This window comes from Seramator thermalis (genome assembly GCF_004138125.1).
In the GTDB taxonomy this organism is placed as follows: Bacteria; Bacteroidota; Bacteroidia; order Bacteroidales; family Dysgonomonadaceae; genus Seramator; species Seramator thermalis.
Map to the genome: position 1 here is coordinate 37,288 of NZ_RXHS01000010.1, position 15,233 is coordinate 52,520.

Annotated in this window: 11 protein-coding genes; 3 read left to right on the top strand and 8 right to left on the bottom strand. The window is 42.9% G+C overall.

Going from position 1 to position 15,233, the window contains the following annotated elements; translation table 11 throughout:
- The first annotated feature begins 57 nt into the window (after nucleotides 1–57).
- The gene (locus tag EJN84_RS08575) at nucleotides 58–1,266 is read left to right on the top strand and encodes a Wzz/FepE/Etk N-terminal domain-containing protein (RefSeq protein ID WP_129595036.1); all 1,209 of its coding nucleotides are present in this window, start codon (nucleotides 58–60) and stop codon (nucleotides 1,264–1,266) included.
- Between the two features lie 154 nt (nucleotides 1,267–1,420).
- Here EJN84_RS08575 and ftsH read toward each other — a convergent pair whose 3' ends face one another.
- The 3 genes from ftsH to EJN84_RS08590 form a co-directional block, all read right to left on the bottom strand.
- Entirely contained in the window at nucleotides 1,421–3,550 is a 2,130-nt protein-coding gene (gene ftsH / locus EJN84_RS08580; RefSeq protein ID WP_129595037.1) for an ATP-dependent zinc metalloprotease FtsH, read from the bottom strand.
- A gap of 94 nt (nucleotides 3,551–3,644) precedes the next feature.
- The gene (gene rsfS / locus EJN84_RS08585) at nucleotides 3,645–4,001 is read right to left on the bottom strand and encodes a ribosome silencing factor (protein WP_129595038.1); all 357 of its coding nucleotides are present in this window, start codon (nucleotides 3,999–4,001) and stop codon (nucleotides 3,645–3,647) included.
- A gap of 186 nt (nucleotides 4,002–4,187) precedes the next feature.
- Nucleotides 4,188–5,459 carry a 3-keto-disaccharide hydrolase gene (locus tag EJN84_RS08590; protein ID WP_129595039.1) on the bottom strand — a complete coding sequence of 424 codons (1,272 nt, stop codon included), beginning with the start codon at nucleotides 5,457–5,459 and terminating at the stop codon, nucleotides 4,188–4,190.
- Between the two features lie 322 nt (nucleotides 5,460–5,781).
- Between EJN84_RS08590 and EJN84_RS08595 the strand changes: the two genes are divergently transcribed.
- Both EJN84_RS08595 and EJN84_RS08600 read left to right on the top strand, forming a co-directional pair.
- Complete coding sequence (locus tag EJN84_RS08595) at nucleotides 5,782–6,687, top strand: bifunctional riboflavin kinase/FAD synthetase (RefSeq protein ID WP_129595099.1); 906 nt, start codon at nucleotides 5,782–5,784, stop codon at nucleotides 6,685–6,687.
- An 11-nt stretch (nucleotides 6,688–6,698) separates the two neighbouring features.
- Nucleotides 6,699–7,520, top strand: coding sequence for an aldo/keto reductase (locus tag EJN84_RS08600; protein ID WP_129595040.1), 822 nt, complete (start codon nucleotides 6,699–6,701; stop codon nucleotides 7,518–7,520).
- 85 nt (nucleotides 7,521–7,605) lie between these two features.
- On the opposite strand, the gene EJN84_RS08605 is transcribed toward EJN84_RS08600, so the two are convergent.
- The 5 genes from EJN84_RS08605 to EJN84_RS08625 all read right to left on the bottom strand — a co-directional run bounded on the left by EJN84_RS08605 (nucleotide 7,606) and on the right by EJN84_RS08625 (nucleotide 15,228).
- The gene (locus tag EJN84_RS08605) at nucleotides 7,606–8,673 is read right to left on the bottom strand and encodes a GDP-L-fucose synthase family protein (RefSeq protein ID WP_129595041.1); all 1,068 of its coding nucleotides are present in this window, start codon (nucleotides 8,671–8,673) and stop codon (nucleotides 7,606–7,608) included.
- A 44-nt stretch (nucleotides 8,674–8,717) separates the two neighbouring features.
- On the bottom strand, nucleotides 8,718–9,797 hold the full coding sequence (gene gmd, locus EJN84_RS08610) for a GDP-mannose 4,6-dehydratase (RefSeq protein ID WP_129595042.1): 1,080 nt from the start codon (nucleotides 9,795–9,797) through the stop codon (nucleotides 8,718–8,720).
- A gap of 787 nt (nucleotides 9,798–10,584) precedes the next feature.
- Entirely contained in the window at nucleotides 10,585–11,307 is a 723-nt protein-coding gene (locus EJN84_RS08615; RefSeq protein WP_129595043.1) for a LytR/AlgR family response regulator transcription factor, read from the bottom strand.
- Nucleotides 11,282–12,373: a sensor histidine kinase gene (locus tag EJN84_RS08620; RefSeq protein ID WP_129595044.1), complete on the bottom strand. Its 1,092-nt coding sequence runs from the start codon at nucleotides 12,371–12,373 to the stop codon at nucleotides 11,282–11,284. The genes EJN84_RS08615 and EJN84_RS08620 overlap by 26 nt, the downstream gene beginning before the upstream one ends.
- 59 nt (nucleotides 12,374–12,432) lie before the next feature.
- Complete coding sequence (locus tag EJN84_RS08625) at nucleotides 12,433–15,228, bottom strand: TonB-dependent receptor (RefSeq protein ID WP_238943984.1); 2,796 nt, start codon at nucleotides 15,226–15,228, stop codon at nucleotides 12,433–12,435.
- Nucleotides 15,229–15,233: the final 5 nt, after the last annotated feature.

Consider the following 15,233-nt stretch of genomic DNA (forward strand, 5'->3'; position numbering starts at 1 on the left):
AGTGAAAAGTTAAAAGGTACACCAATAAATATTTGTTTCAAATAACGAAAGGAAAATATGGACACAACTCCTCAAGCCTCACAAAACTTGGGTAATACTATACCGCCGACCCGTCAGCAACCGGCAGAATCGGATGAAATAGATCTGAAAGATCTGTTCATCAAAATTTGGACTCAACGAAAACTGATTCTTGTTGTTACCGCTATAGCCATCGTAATCGGATTATTGGTAGCCTTTCTTTCCCCAGTCGAATATTCGGCATCATGTACCGTAGTTCCGCAGCAAACCGAGAAGAGTGGAAGCAATCTGGCCGGCATTGCTTCGATGATGGGTGTGAATCTGGGCTCCGGCATGTCCGGCGAAACACTTTCGCCAACCGTCTATCCCAATATTGTGAAGAGTGCTCCGTATTGTAGCGATATTATGCAAACGAAAATCACCACTAAAAAATCGTCTGTTCCTATCACGCTCTACGAATATTATACCAAAGACGAATATCGAGATAAAAATCCGTTTTCTATTATTGCAAAATATACAATAGGGCTTCCCGGTACAATACTTTCGGCAATCACTTCCAATGATTCGGAAGACTTGGGGCAAGCTATTTATAGTGACACAATTACGGGAAAGGTAATTTCTCTTTCAGAAGACGAACGAAAAGTATATGAAATCATCAGGAATAATATTCAATTGGAGCTAAATTCCAAAGATGGATACATCGTATTGGGGTATTCATTTGGCGAACCGGAAGCTGTAGCTCAGATCACCCAAAATCTTTATACTACGCTTGATAAGTACGTGCGCAATTACAAAGCTCAAAAGGCTGAAGATAACCTGATTTTTGTTCAATCGAGTTACGAAGATGCGCGAGCAGATTTTCTTCGAAAACAATCCGAATTGGCTGCTTTTCAAGATGCAAATCGCGATTTATCTACTGCAAGCGCCCGTGCCATCTTGCGTCGTCTTAACAGTGAATACGATATCGCTTTCACGGTGTATAACGAATTGGCTAAACAGTTGGAGCAAGCCAAACTTGCCGTCAAACAATCTATCCCCGTTCTCACAGTCATCGACCCTGTGGTAGTTCCTAATCAAAAGAGCGCTCCACGCAGGGCAATGATTTTAATAGTTTTCACCTTCTTAGGGGTCATTATCGGCATCGGATGGGTTTTTATAAAACCATTCATTGACGATTTGAGATCTTCTGTTCGAACGGTTCATCCCTCCCTATCCGAACAACCAATCTTTAAAGAAGAGAATGATTGATTGAAATATTTCTCAAGCCCATTCATAATTGCTTCTAACGCTTCAAGCAGGGAATTAAAAATAATAAAAGAGACTATTTCCGCAGAAATGCCTCTTTTTTTCATCCCTTGCTCCGAAAAAGTTCATTTTCGGAGCAACCTTCACCATTTTAGAATCATTGTTTCTCTTTTGTTTCAGAAATGATGTTTTCTTTCTCCGAAGTATTTGATTCCGTTCCCATGTCATCATCTTCGGATGTTTGACTTCGATCAGGATCAGCCGCGTTATCATCGTTTGGCAAATGTTGAGGTTTGCTGCCGACCCTATTGTTATCTGTCGTTTTGTTAGCGACACTGTTCACTTGCAATATTTCTTGCGAACGCGACACCCATGGTCGTTTTCCGAAGATTCGTTCCAGATCTTCGGCGAAAAGAATTTCTTTTTCGAGTAATATTGAAGCAAGCTGCTGATGTCCCTCGCGATGCTCCAACAATATCGATTTCGCGCGTTCGTATTGTTCGGATATCATGGCTTTGGCCTCACTGTCGATCAATTCGGCAGTCGAGTCGCTATAAGGTTTCGAAAAAGTATATTCTTGTCCGGTTGAGTCGTAATAACTCAGATTGGGGAGTTTTTCGCTCATTCCCATGTACATGATCATCGCATAGGCTTGTTTGGTCACACGTTCCAAATCGTTCATCGCTCCGGACGATATTTTGCCGATAAATACTTCTTCGGCTGCCCGGCCTCCCAGCAATGCACACATTTCGTCGAGCATTTGGTCTTTAGTGCTTATTTGTCGTTCTTCCGGAAGATACCAAGCTGCTCCGAGCGCTTTTCCTCGTGGGACGATGGTAACTTTCACCAAAGGATTGGCATGCTCGAGAAACCAGCTGAGCGTGGCGTGTCCGGCCTCGTGGATGGCAATCGATTTTTTTTCGTCCTGAGTGATAATTTTATTCTTTTTCTCCAGTCCGCCGATGATGCGGTCCACGGCATCAAGAAAATCTCCTTTTTGAACAAACTTTTTGTTTCTTCGGGCAGCGATGAGTGCTGCTTCGTTGCACACATTGGCGATGTCGGCTCCTGAAAATCCGGGAGTTTGCCGAGCGAGAAACTCTACATCGACGGTCTCGTCTATTTTGATCGGTCGCAGGTGCACTTTGAATATTTCGATGCGATCGTTCAAGTCGGGAAGTTCTACATAGATCTGACGATCAAAACGTCCGGCGCGAAGAAGCGCTTTGTCTAAAACGTCGGCACGGTTTGTGGCTGCAAGAATGATAACGCCACTGTTTGATCCAAAACCGTCCATTTCGGTCAGAAGTTGATTGAGTGTGTTTTCTCGCTCATCGTTCGATCCAAAGTTGGCGTTTTTTCCACGTGCACGACCTACGGCATCGATCTCGTCGATGAAGACAATGCAAGGCGCTTTTTCTTTTGCTTGCCGAAACAAATCGCGAACACGAGAAGCACCAACGCCCACAAACATTTCGACGAAATCGGAGCCCGAAATAGAGAAGAATGGGACATTGGCTTCGCCTGCAACGGCTTTTGCCAGCAATGTTTTACCTGTCCCCGGAGGGCCTACCAGCAAAGCGCCTTTTGGAATTTTTCCTCCTAAAGTGGTGTAAGTGGAAGGATGCTTGAGAAATTCTACGATTTCTTGTACTTCCTGTTTGGCTTCAGACAGTCCGGCAACATCTCGGAAAGTTACTTTAACATTGGAATCTTTATCGAAAAGTTGTGCTTTAGATTTTCCGACACTAAAAATACCACCGCCACCGCCGGCAGGTCCGCCTTGTGCCATTTTGCGCATCCACCATATCCAGAAGACAATGAGAAGAATAAACGGGAGCGAACTGAGTATAATTCCCCAGATTTCGGATGATCTATCGAAACGGACTTCTATATCGTATCCTTTTTCGGCTTTCACCTTGTCAAGAAATTCGGCTGCGGCTTCGGTGGATGGTATATGCACCGTTATGATAGGGTTCTGATTTGCACTAGGAGTCTGATTGCCAAAAATTACCCCGACAGATTCGGGACGAACTTTTGCTTCGGCTGTTTCTTTATTGCTGAAAACCACCACGTTTTCGATGCGATTTTCGTTTACGTAGCGTTGAAAATCTGACCACGATATTTCTTTTTTAGTAGTGTTGCCTCCAAAAAAATAGAGTCCCATCAAGGCCAAAAAAATGATGGTATAAATCCAATATGGATTGAACGGCTGTTTTGGGGAATTTCCTGCACCTTTGGGGCGGGATGATGGTTGTTTGTTTGTTTGGTTTGTATTGTTGTCCATTTGAGTGTATAACCTCCGGATAAAATTAATCGTTTATGATTGTTTTGTTTAGTCGGGATGAAAAAGAAACAATTTTGTAAGGAATAAGTTTAGATTACAGTGACGGAATGTTTTCCAATGAAGCATCTTCCCACAAATGGTCAATATTGTAATAACTGCGCAATTCCGGAACGAAGATATGGACGATAACCGATCCGTAATCCATTCCGATCCATTCCGATCGTTGTTTGCCTTGAATTCGCATTGGGCTTTCCGACGTGTTTCTTTTCACCATTTCTTCGATGGATTCGGCCACGGCCGAAACCTGTGTGGGAGTATTGCCTTCACAAATCACGAAGTGGTCGCAAATTGTTCCCGCAATTCCTTTCAATTCGATAGTGGTGATGTTTTTACCTTTCTTTTCTTGAATTCCTTCTATTATACTTTCCAATAATTCGTTTTTTTCTTTCATTCGTAGTTTTAGTGAGTTAATCGTACAAAGATAGAGACTTTTTTGAGATAAATCCTTACCTTAAAATCGAACTTTGCACATTTTCGAATATAAGTGCAAAAATAATGCCAAATCGTTTAACACGCAAACCCGTCTGCATTTTCATGCCTGACGGGTTTGTGCATACAAAAACAATTTTTTGTGCGATTATAATGTTTTCAGTTTCAGATTTTTCCATTGAACTTTAATGCCGCCCCCATCGTGGATTTGAAGCGCAATTCTTCCTTGAGCTTTACCTATTTTGGGATCGCTCAAGTCAACCATTTGTTCTCCGTTCAGCCATGTTTTCACATTATCTCCTTTCACCAAAATCCGAAGCGTATTCCAATCGCCGGGTTTGAGAATATTCTCTTTTTCATCGGGAATTTGAACAAGCCATCCTCGACCATACGACTCATAAATTCCACCGGTATCCATCCCTTTGGGCGCAACTTCTACTTGCCAGCCGTTGATAATGGCTCCCGGTTCGATAAACGAGCGGAAGAATACTCCCGAATTGCCGTTAGCCAATTGTTTGAAATCGACCGTGAGATCGAAATCGTCGTAATATTCGCGTGTGGCAAGATATCCGTATTGTTTGTCGGGACCGCTTTCACAAACCAGTAACCCATTATCGACATACCATTTTTCGGTACCATATATTTCCCATCCTTTCAGGTCAACACCGTTAAAAAGATCCACTTCTTTGGTCTTGCGGGGTAATTCTTTGATTTTGATATTTCGAAACCATGCGGCAGAACCGTGATCTTGAAGACAAATTACGCCTTTGTGGGCCAGTCCGTATTCGGGTGCATCTTTCCATTTGCCACTGTTTTTTTTCTCGAACCAATCATCGGTCCATGCTTCGAATTCCACAACTTTCTCGCCGTTGAGCCAATGTTCGACATGTCCATTATCGAAAACGATTTTCGATGTGTTCCATTCGCCGGCCGGCTTGATGATTGTTTTCGAAGTATCGGGCACGTGCATGGCATAATCGGCAGCTGTTTTTTGCCAGTCTTCGAGTGGCTCGGGAAATCCGAAATCATCAATCAGCTGATACTCGGGACCGGTAACGTAAGGCACTTTAAATTTCGGATTTTCCACTACGTGGTATAACATGCCGCTATTGCCTCCCTCGGCAATTTTCCAGTCCCACACAAGTTCGAAATTTTCGTAAACTGTATCGGTTACGATGTATCCAGAGGCATCGCTTCCTGAACCTTTGGCGCGTATGCAGCCATCTTCCACAATCCATGGTGCGGTAAGGCTGTCGCCATTGTAATCTCTCCATCCATCGAGGGTTTTGCCGTCGAATAACAATTTCCAGCCTTCGGCCTTTTCGGCTTCAGTCAGCACATTGTTTTTTGGTGCAGGCGTACATGCAGCCAATAATGCTCCAGAAAAAGCAGCACATGCGATAAAAAGTTTTGTTTTCATGATCTTTTTATATTTAAAAATTTAAAACTTTTTCTCATTGTTTCAAAATCGTCAAAATTATTTTTTGAAAAAAGCGGATTTATCGGTTACTTCGCTGTTTCAAAGAAACAATCGAGATTTTATGCGGCTAAGTTATTCAAATATGACGATATATGCAAATGTTTATTTGATTCATGGCATTATTTGAGATGAATTACAAAAGAATGATATGTAGGTCGAGATCGGTATAGGAGATTAAACCATTCCTAAAGTTGAGCGTTGTAAACACAGAAGAATTTAATAAAGTTTTATTTTGGAACTGATAGATTTATCGAAAAATGAAATGTCGTTGTGCAATAAAGCATTTGTGGCGACGATGGGTTTTTTTGACGGTGTACATATCGGACATCGTCATTTGATTGATCAAGTGAAAGCTCAGGCAAAGCGTCAAGGGTTACCTTCGGCTGTGATTACCTTTCCTGTGCATCCGAGAATCGTCCTTCAACAGGACTATCAGCCTAAACTGTTGTGTGGATATGAGGAGAAAATAGAACAACTCGAAACAACGGGAGTGGATTATTGCGTGAGTCTCCCATTCACAAAAGAGCTCTCGAATCTTTCGGCTCGGGAATTTATGCGACAAGTGCTAAAAGAACGTATTCATGTACAGACTTTTATCGTGGGATACGATCATCGCTTCGGACACAATCGAGAAGAAGGGTTCGAGGATTACGTGAAATATGGCAATGAATTGGGAATTAAAGTAATGCAGGCAACCGAATTTCGTTTTGCCGATCACGAAGTGAGTTCTTCGCTCATTCGCAGATTGCTGGCCGAGGGAAAAATAACCATTGCCAATCGTTTGTTATCCTACAACTATCGGTTGTCGGGTAAGATTGTTGAAGGTTATCAAGTCGGGAGAACGATTGGATTTCCAACGGCAAACATTCAGGCTTGGGAACGATTTAAGGTGATTCCGGCATTGGGCGTTTATGCGGTATTTGTGCGTATTGGTAATGAAATTTACAAGGGAATGCTTTATATCGGGACACGTCCTACCATCCATCAAAGCGAAGAAATCAGCGTTGAAGTAAATATTTTCGAGTTTGATGGCGATCTTTACAACCGATCGTTAACCGTTGAATTCGTCGATTTCATTCGACCAGATATGGTTTTCGAAAATACCGAACTTTTGGCACGTCAGATACAACAAGATAAATTAACCGTTTTGGAACGATTGAATAACTAAAAAATAAAGCTATGGAATATGCAACATTGAACAACGGAACAAAAATTCCTTACGTGGGATTAGGCGTTTTTCGGCTCAATGACGAAAAAGCAGCTTACGATACCGTACGTATGGCATTGGATAATGGATATCGCCATATTGACACAGCGAGTATGTATCAAAATGAAGAAGCGGTGGGACGTGCCATTCGCGATAGCGGAATACCGCGAGAGGAAATTTTTCTGACGACCAAGCTTTGGAATGACGATATTAGAGCCAACCGGGCGGAACGTGCTTTCGAGTCAAGTTTGAGCCGACTGGGTCTGGACTATGTTGATCTCTATCTGGTGCATTGGCCGGTCAGGGATTTGTATGTATCGGTGTGGAAAGATATGGAAAAGATTTATGCTTCAGGCAAGGCTAAAGCCATCGGAGTGAGCAATTATCTGGTGCATCATCTCGAAGAGTTATTGGCAGAAGCGTCGGTAGTGCCGGCCGTGGATCAGATTGAGTTACATCCTTACCTCGTTCAGCAGGAATTGATAGATTTTTTGCATGCAAAACAGATTGTTCCCGAAGCATGGAGTCCTTTTTGTGCGCGCAAGAATAATCTGCTGGATGATCCGGTTTTGAAAAAAATCGCAAGCAAATATGCAAAAACCACCGCGCAGATTGTGCTCCGATGGAATTTTCAGCGAGGGGTAGTGGCTATACCCAAATCTTCGAACGGCGAGCGACAAAAAGAAAATCTGAATATTTTCGATTTCGAATTGACTGCCGAAGAGATTGCGCAAATTTGTTCACTTGACAGAGATGAGCGGGTCGGATCTCATCCCGACAGGATTACGTTTTGATTATAGATTTCCGATTAAAATCCATCTTCAGAGCTTGATGCATTTCGTTGAAGATGGATTTTTGTTTTATCGCGTCTCAACTTTTTTATTGACAGTACCAATCGTACATTCGTTTTACGCCCTCGTCGATTTCGATGTGGTGATGCCATCCGAGTGCGTGAAGTTTTGATACGTCGGTGAGTTTTCGCATAGTTCCGTCAGGTTTTGACGCATCGAATGCAATTTGGCCGTCGTATCCCACGGTTGTTGCTACCAGTGAGGCCAGATCTCTAATGCTAATTTCCTTTCCCGTTCCTATGTTGATATGGCAATTGCGGATTTCCGATTTTCCTTTTTTCAGATCGTCAAAATTCACTCGTTCCATGATAAATACACAGGCGTCGGCCATCTCTTCGCTCCACAAAAATTCGCGCATCGGTTTTCCCGTACCCCACAGTTCGAGTGAATGATTCCCGATACCGTATTTGTGCAGCAAATTCTCGATCTCCTCCTGCGAATGTTTGCCGGTAATGCCTTCGACCGGACGGCGGTTTAAATCTTTTCGGATTTGCTGCCACTCATTTTGTCGAAGACATTTGGCGAGATGAATTTTTCGAATCATTGCAGGCAAAACATGACTATTTTCGAGATCGAAATTGTCATTGGGCCCGTAAAGATTTGTCGGCATTACGGCTATAAAGTTTGTTCCGTACTGGATATTGAAGCTTTCACACATTTTTAGTCCGGCTATTTTTGCAATAGCATACGGCTCGTTGGTATATTCGAGTGGCGAGGTGAGTAATGCATCTTCGCTCATGGGTTGAGGTGCATCTTTCGGGTAGATACAGGTGCTTCCCAAAAAAAGCAGTTTCTTGACCCCGTGTCGAAAACTCTCGCCTATGACATTGTTTTGGATTTGAAGGTTTCGATAAATGAAATCGGCACGATAGGTGTTGTTGGCGACAATTCCACCCACATAGGCCGCAGCCAGAAATACGTAATCGGGTTGTTCTTCGTCAAAAAATTGCCGAACGGCGGCACCGTCCATCAAATCGAGCTCTCGATGCGATTTTCCGATCAGATTGGCATATCCTTTTTCTTGCAGGTTTTTCCAAATTGCCGATCCGACCAATCCGTGATGTCCGGCCACATATATTTTGTCTTTCGGGGTCATTATGCTATGTTTTTAGTTTTCAATCCGTCGCTTTTGTCTGTTAATTACTCAATTTCTGATCTTAATTTTAATTTACGCACAAAACGCATATCGTTGGCAACCATTAGTTTGACGAGTTGCTCGAAAGACGTTTTCCGAGGATTCCAACCCAACAGAGTTTTGGCTTTTGTAGGATCTCCCAATAATTGTTCCACTTCGGCAGGTCGAAAATATTTAGGATCTACTTCCACCAATACTTTTCCGGTTGCAATATCGATCCCTTTTTCGTCCACACCGACGCCTTCCCAACCAAGATTGATCCCCACTTCGGCAAAAGCAAGTGTACAAAACTCACGGACGCTGTGAAATTCGCCCGTAGCAATCACGAAATCTTCGGGCGATTCGTGTTGTAGCATCAGCCACATACATTCAACATAATCTTTGGCGTACCCCCAGTCACGTTTGGCGTCGAGGTTTCCCAGATAAAGTTTATCCTGCATTCCTTGTGCGATGCGAGCGGCGGCAATGGTAATTTTGCGTGTTACAAATGTTTCGCCTCGTCGTTCACTCTCGTGATTGAATAAAATTCCGTTTACGGCAAACATTCCATACGATTCTCGATAATTCTTGGTGATCCAGAAACCGTAAAGTTTTGCCACTCCGTATGGGCTGCGCGGATAAAAAGGCGTTGATTCGGATTGCGGAATTTCTTGTACTAATCCGTATAATTCGGAAGTAGATGCCTGATAGATTTTTGTTTTCTTCTCCAATCCCAAAATGCGAACAGCCTCCAACAAACGCAACGTGCCGACAGCATCCGCTTCGGCAGTATATTCGGGGACGTCGAAACTCACTTTCACGTGGCTTTGTGCCGCGAGGTTGTAAATTTCGTCGGGTTGAATGGATTGTATGATACGGATTAGCGAACTCGAATCGGTCATATCGGCATAGTGCAAATTGATGAGTCGCTGCTGTTTCATGTCGCGTACCCATTCATCGAGATACAGATGCTCGATGCGACCGGTGTTGAAGGAGGACGAGCGTCGGAGTGTCCCGTGAACTTCGTATCCTTTATCAATCAGAAATTCTGCCAAAAAAGAACCATCTTGTCCGGTGATGCCGGTAATCAATGCTGTTTTTTTCATGTCTAATCGTTTTAAAAGACAAAGTTATAATATTTCAAACAGAACTATCCTAATCGGGAGATATTTATTTCAGCACACTTAGTTGGGGTACAGCGTCTATAAATTTCAGAAAAGAGAATTTTTCTGCGAATGATTGGCTGAGGATATTATGAATACGACCTTATGGGTTTTTAATTCATGAAGCATGATGGTTGTTTACTTGGAGTTGGTATGGACTTAACCCCAACATGTCATTCGTTGTCGATATTCGTTAAAGAGAAGGTTGAAACTATCGATTTTGTGTGATTGCCCGTTCGATGAAGGCAATGAAAATAAAAGGTTCTATATGAATTTGTATGGGCAAACGTACAAGCACTATCTTTAAGACATCGCAGGTTTAGCTAATAGCTTTTTTGCTAAACCAATGGTTCATTGATTCTTGGGGCGTTGCCCCAAACCCTACATGCTTTTTTGCCTTGATGCAAAAAAGTATGCAAAAAAGATCAAGACTGCATCTCCTCATCGACCCGATAACTGCTTGTTCGCTAAAAGACAAATAACTCACCGCCTTGCGGCGGCTCAAACAGCTTGTCTTTTGCCTGACGGCACGCTCGCTTCGCAGATCGGGTGCCCCGATGATGAGATGAGGTCGAGAAAATAATGGAGAAATGGAGAAATGATCATGTGTAATGGGGAAGGAATGAAAGAAGGGAGAATCTGAAATGAGTGCGCCATCCGAAATTCATGAAGCAATCTCAATTTTGATTACCCACACTATTTCACATAGAACCAAATAAAAAATGCTTTTTCAACCCTTCGAGTCGGATTTATTTTCGATTAGCGCCATGAATGCTTGTTTGTAGGTTTCGCCTATGGGGATTTGGCGGCGGTTGATGACCAGTCGGTTTTTATTGACGCTTTCGATTTTGCTTTTCTGCACAATAAACGAACGGTGCACTCTTATAAATCGTTCGGAAGGGAGCATTTCTTCCATGTTTTTCATGCTCATCAGTGTCAGGATCGGCTTCGGTTCGCCGGCAAGAAAAATTTTGATATAGTCTTTCAGACTTTCGACATACAAAATATCGTCGAACAGAATTTGAATCAGTTTGTATTCCGATTTTACGAAAATTCCCCTTTTTTCTTTGCTTTGAGAAGCCGCTTTGCGGGCAATTTCAAACCAATGAAAGGCTTTGTTGGCTGCCGTCAGAAAATCGGAATAAGAAATGGGTTTTAGGAGATAATCAATGGCACTCACTTTGTATCCGTCCAAGGCATATTCGCTAAAGGCTGTCGTGAAGATGATGCGTGTATCGGTACCGATGATTTGAGAAAATTCCATCCCGTTGACTTCCGGCATTTGAATGTCGAGAAACATCACATCGACGGGCTCTTTTCCCAAATCTTTCATTGCCGAAATAGCACTCGAATATTTCCCGGTAAGCCTCAAAAAAGGAGTTCGATTGACATACGATTCGAGCAGGTTGAGGGCTAAGGGTTCATCGTCAATTATCCAGCAGTTGAGTATCATACGACGTTGCAACGGTATTAATGGTTAAATGAGTGATATAGGTGTCGTCAGACACTTTCGTGTTCCATACATAACGATTTGGGTAAAGCATTTCGAGGCGCTTTTGTACCTGCTCGAGGCCGATACCCTTGCCACTTTTGTCGGATTCGGTTTTGGGGAAATAACTGTTTTCGCAGACGAAATCAACTTTGCCGCCGTCCAACTCTTTCAGTTTAATACGAATGAACGAAGGCTTGTCTCCGCTGATTCCGTGTTTGAAAGCATTTTCGATCAGAGAGATAAAAATAAGAGGAGCAATTCGTGTCGAAGTGTTGGGCAGGATTTCGAAGTCGGTACTCAATTCCACATTGTCCGAAAGTCGGATACGCATCAAATCCACATAATTGCGCATAAAATCGACTTCTTGCACCAGAGGTACAAAGGTTTGATTATTATCATATAAAATATGACGAAGCAGTTTGCTCAAATCTTGCACAGCCTGTTGAGCCTGTGTCGGATTGAAATCGATAAGGGCATAAATATTATTAAGTGTATTGAGCAAAAAGTGAGGATTGATCTGATTTTTCAAATTTTGCAATTCGGCTTCAGTTTTTGCTTTTTCCAGTTCTTTTCGTTTGTTCTCGTCCTGCATCCATCGACCACTCATTCGAATTGCCACGCTCAATCCTACAACGGTGATGAGCGACATCATATCTCTCAAAATAAAAGGAAGAACACGCGGCGGTCTTTTTTTTCGGCGAGGTGGCCTGCCTGACGAGAAAATATCGGACACTAAATCGTACGAGAAATGCATCAAAACGGCCAATCCGATAATCAGGAGTAGATTGATGAGGATAAATTCTTTAATCTTATGGGTAAAAAGGAATTTATCAATGAGATAACAATAATTGATGTAAAAAATCAACATGAAATACAACGTAGTCATGGTCGATCGCCAAAAGTGCGGCCACGAAATGTTGCTTCCCCTGTCGGTAAACAACAAAGGAAGCGCCAAAACAATTACCCAAACAAATACATGTATAAATAAATTGTCGTTTCGTGTTGAGATTGTTCTTTTTTGTATCATTTACAAAATATGGTTACAAATATAACCGTTTTATCCGGAAAACATCGAGCGGATCGAAGTTAAAAGTCCGCACCCGGATGAAATCCGCCACCTCTTCCTCCGCCGGGTCCGCGCATTATGTCTTCGCGAGTGGCTCCTCCTTTAAATATATTGAATCGATATACGAAGTGGAACATAAAATAACTGGTAAGCGTGTTGGTTTGTGTGTCGCGAATATAGTTTGCAGTAACCGAACGGCTGATGTTGCTGCGTTGCTGTAAAATGTCGTAAATCTTGAATCGTAATGTGCCGTTTTTTTGTTTGAAAATTTGTTTTTGAACAGATGCATTCCACAACCATTCGTTTTGCTGGTAGCCATCCGCATAGCCTGTATTGCTCGAGTAGTTTATATCGCTTTCTATCGAAAAGTCGTAAGGGAGATAAATCGTGGTGTTGGCCGATCCACCGTAGTTGTAGTAATTCTGATTCTGCTGGCCTTCGAGACTGTTTCGAACGCCATTGTAGCTAATGTTGCCCCGCACCCCGAAATCGATGGCATCCGAACGATAATTCAGTCCGAGTGTCTCTCCCAGATTAGTCACTTTACTCAAGTTGGCTTCGCCGTTCGAAAACCCGTTGGTATGACTATAGCCGGCAAATGTCATCGAGAATATTGAGAATTTGATGTTTTTGAGAGGTAGGTTGAGCATGAGTCTGCCGTTTGTATTCCAATTTCCCGCTACATTTTCGTAAGTGGTTTCTTTCCTCCCGGTTGATTTATCCGTAAAAGTCGAAGAAACAATATCGTTGGTCAAATACCGGAAATCACCAAAAAAGTTGAGTGCCTGGTTTTTTTCGGGATTAAAGTTCATAAAGCGAATATTTACCCTATGTTCGAATGAAGGCTTAAGATCGGGATTTCCGTAAGTAACATTCAACGGGTCAGATACGTCCACCACAGGAGAGAGTTGAGTTACCGAAGGTTGATCGGTATTGCCATTGTAGCGGATTCGCAAGTTTTTCTGGCGACTCCAACGGTAATTGAATTGTGCCATCGGGGCAAAATTCCATACATTTTGCGTGAGATCGTGAATGTTTTTTTCGCCAATAAATGTTTTACTTCTCGAACTCGAAGGCTGTGCACTTATACCGAGCATATAGTCGAAAATGCCTCTGTCGGCTCTGAAATTCAATTCGATGGACTGATTTACGAATTCGTTTTCGAGGCGCTTGCTATAGAGCGAGTCCAGTACGGTGTATGCGCCATCGGCATCTTTCGATCGGGTATCCCTGTTCGATTCCGAATTGTTCTGGCGGTAGCTATACGCCAACTGAAGAAAGTTCTGTCCGCCAAGAGGTTCCACATACGAAATATAGCCGCGAAAATTATTACTTTTACTTTCATTCGTAAATTTCTGATCGATGAGGTCATCCTCTTTAGCGCCAAGGTAATACGTGTTAGAGAGGTTATTACCCGAGTTTTGCGTATCGCTCATCCCTCCCCGCAACTGAAAACTGATCACACGACCGGGTTTCCCCAATGTGCGACTTACATCGAGTCGGGCCGACATACTTTTGCCGTCTCCTTCAGATTGATAACGCGAATCCCCATGGTTGACGGTATCATTTATTGTGCTGGTAGTAATGAAATCTCCCGTTTCACTTCTCCTATTGTTGTAGATCGAACCTTCCGGTTGAAATATAATTCGGGTGAGCGTGTCGGGATTCCATTCCATACGCAGATTCATGTTGAAATTCTGACTGTAATTGTTCGAAAGATTATTTTCGTCTTCGATGGTATTTCCGGTGCTTAAAAGGTTTTGTGTGTGCACTTTGGATGTAACCGTATTATCGGTAGATCCGTATCGGATGTTGCCTCCAAGTTTAAGTTTGTCGGAAAATGTTTTTACAAAATTAAAACCGGCATTGTTTGATGTCGAGATGCCGCTGTTGTTCCCACCGAACATACCTCTTCCGCCTCGTCCTCCCATGCCTCCAAACATGCTCGAAGCCAAATCGGAAAAACCGGCGTTGTTTGTGTTGTTCAATCCTCCCAGAAAAGTGAATTGATCTTTATTTTTCATGTAATTGACCATTGCGTTGCCTTCATAACGATCTTTATTGCCATACCCTGCAAAGGCATTCCCAAACAATCCTTCTTTCATTCCGGGTTTCACGCTCAGGTTGATCACCGTTTCTTCTTCGCCGTCGTCGAATCCGGTCATCAGCGAAATATCAGTTCGGCGGTCGAGCACCTGCACCTTATTGACCATTTTCGCAGGTAGATTTTTAGATGCCACTTTGGGGTCGTCGCTGAAAAATTCTTCGCCATCTACCAGTATTTTTTTTATTTCACGACCATTCACCGTTATCTTGCCGTCACTGCCGATTTCCACACCGGGCATTTTTTTGAGTAGATCTTCAACTACGGCACTCTCGGTAATTTTGTAGGAATCGGCACTGAATTCGAGCGTATCGCCTTTCACCGAAATTTCAGGCGCTTTGGCAGTTATTACCGTTTCGGAAAGAACGATGTTGTCGGGCAACAACTTCAATAAACCCAATCTCACCGAAGGATTTGAATTTGTAACCCGGACATTGCGGTAGATGTCTTTGTATCCGATAAATGAAATGTGAACGATGTACGACCCGCTCTTCACCGGAATACTGAAATTTCCCTTTTCGTCGGAGGCTTTACCCCCGACAAAAGTACTGTCGGGTTGTTGAAGTATGCGCACGTTGGCCAAAGCTACCGGCTTGTTTGTTTCTGCATCGATAAGGGTGCCCGAAATATTTCCTTCGGAAGCACTGTTTTGCGACCATACCGATGGCATGGCAAAAAAAAGAATGGCTGAGATGATTCGTATTTTTTTCATACTTA

Coding starts and splice junctions, on each gene's coding strand:
- EJN84_RS08575 (WP_129595036.1), top strand. CDS start 58: ATGGACACAACTCCTCAAGCCTCACAAAACTTGGGTAATACTATACCG.
- ftsH (WP_129595037.1), bottom strand. CDS start 3,550: ATGGACAACAATACAAACCAAACAAACAAACAACCATCATCCCGCCCC.
- rsfS (WP_129595038.1), bottom strand. CDS start 4,001: ATGAAAGAAAAAAACGAATTATTGGAAAGTATAATAGAAGGAATTCAA.
- EJN84_RS08590 (WP_129595039.1), bottom strand. CDS start 5,459: ATGAAAACAAAACTTTTTATCGCATGTGCTGCTTTTTCTGGAGCATTA.
- EJN84_RS08595 (WP_129595099.1), top strand. CDS start 5,782: ATGTCGTTGTGCAATAAAGCATTTGTGGCGACGATGGGTTTTTTTGAC.
- EJN84_RS08600 (WP_129595040.1), top strand. CDS start 6,699: ATGGAATATGCAACATTGAACAACGGAACAAAAATTCCTTACGTGGGA.
- EJN84_RS08605 (WP_129595041.1), bottom strand. CDS start 8,673: ATGACCCCGAAAGACAAAATATATGTGGCCGGACATCACGGATTGGTC.
- gmd (WP_129595042.1), bottom strand. CDS start 9,797: ATGAAAAAAACAGCATTGATTACCGGCATCACCGGACAAGATGGTTCT.
- EJN84_RS08615 (WP_129595043.1), bottom strand. CDS start 11,307: ATGATACTCAACTGCTGGATAATTGACGATGAACCCTTAGCCCTCAAC.
- EJN84_RS08620 (WP_129595044.1), bottom strand. CDS start 12,373: ATGATACAAAAAAGAACAATCTCAACACGAAACGACAATTTATTTATA.
- EJN84_RS08625 (WP_238943984.1), bottom strand. CDS start 15,228: ATGAAAAAAATACGAATCATCTCAGCCATTCTTTTTTTTGCCATGCCA.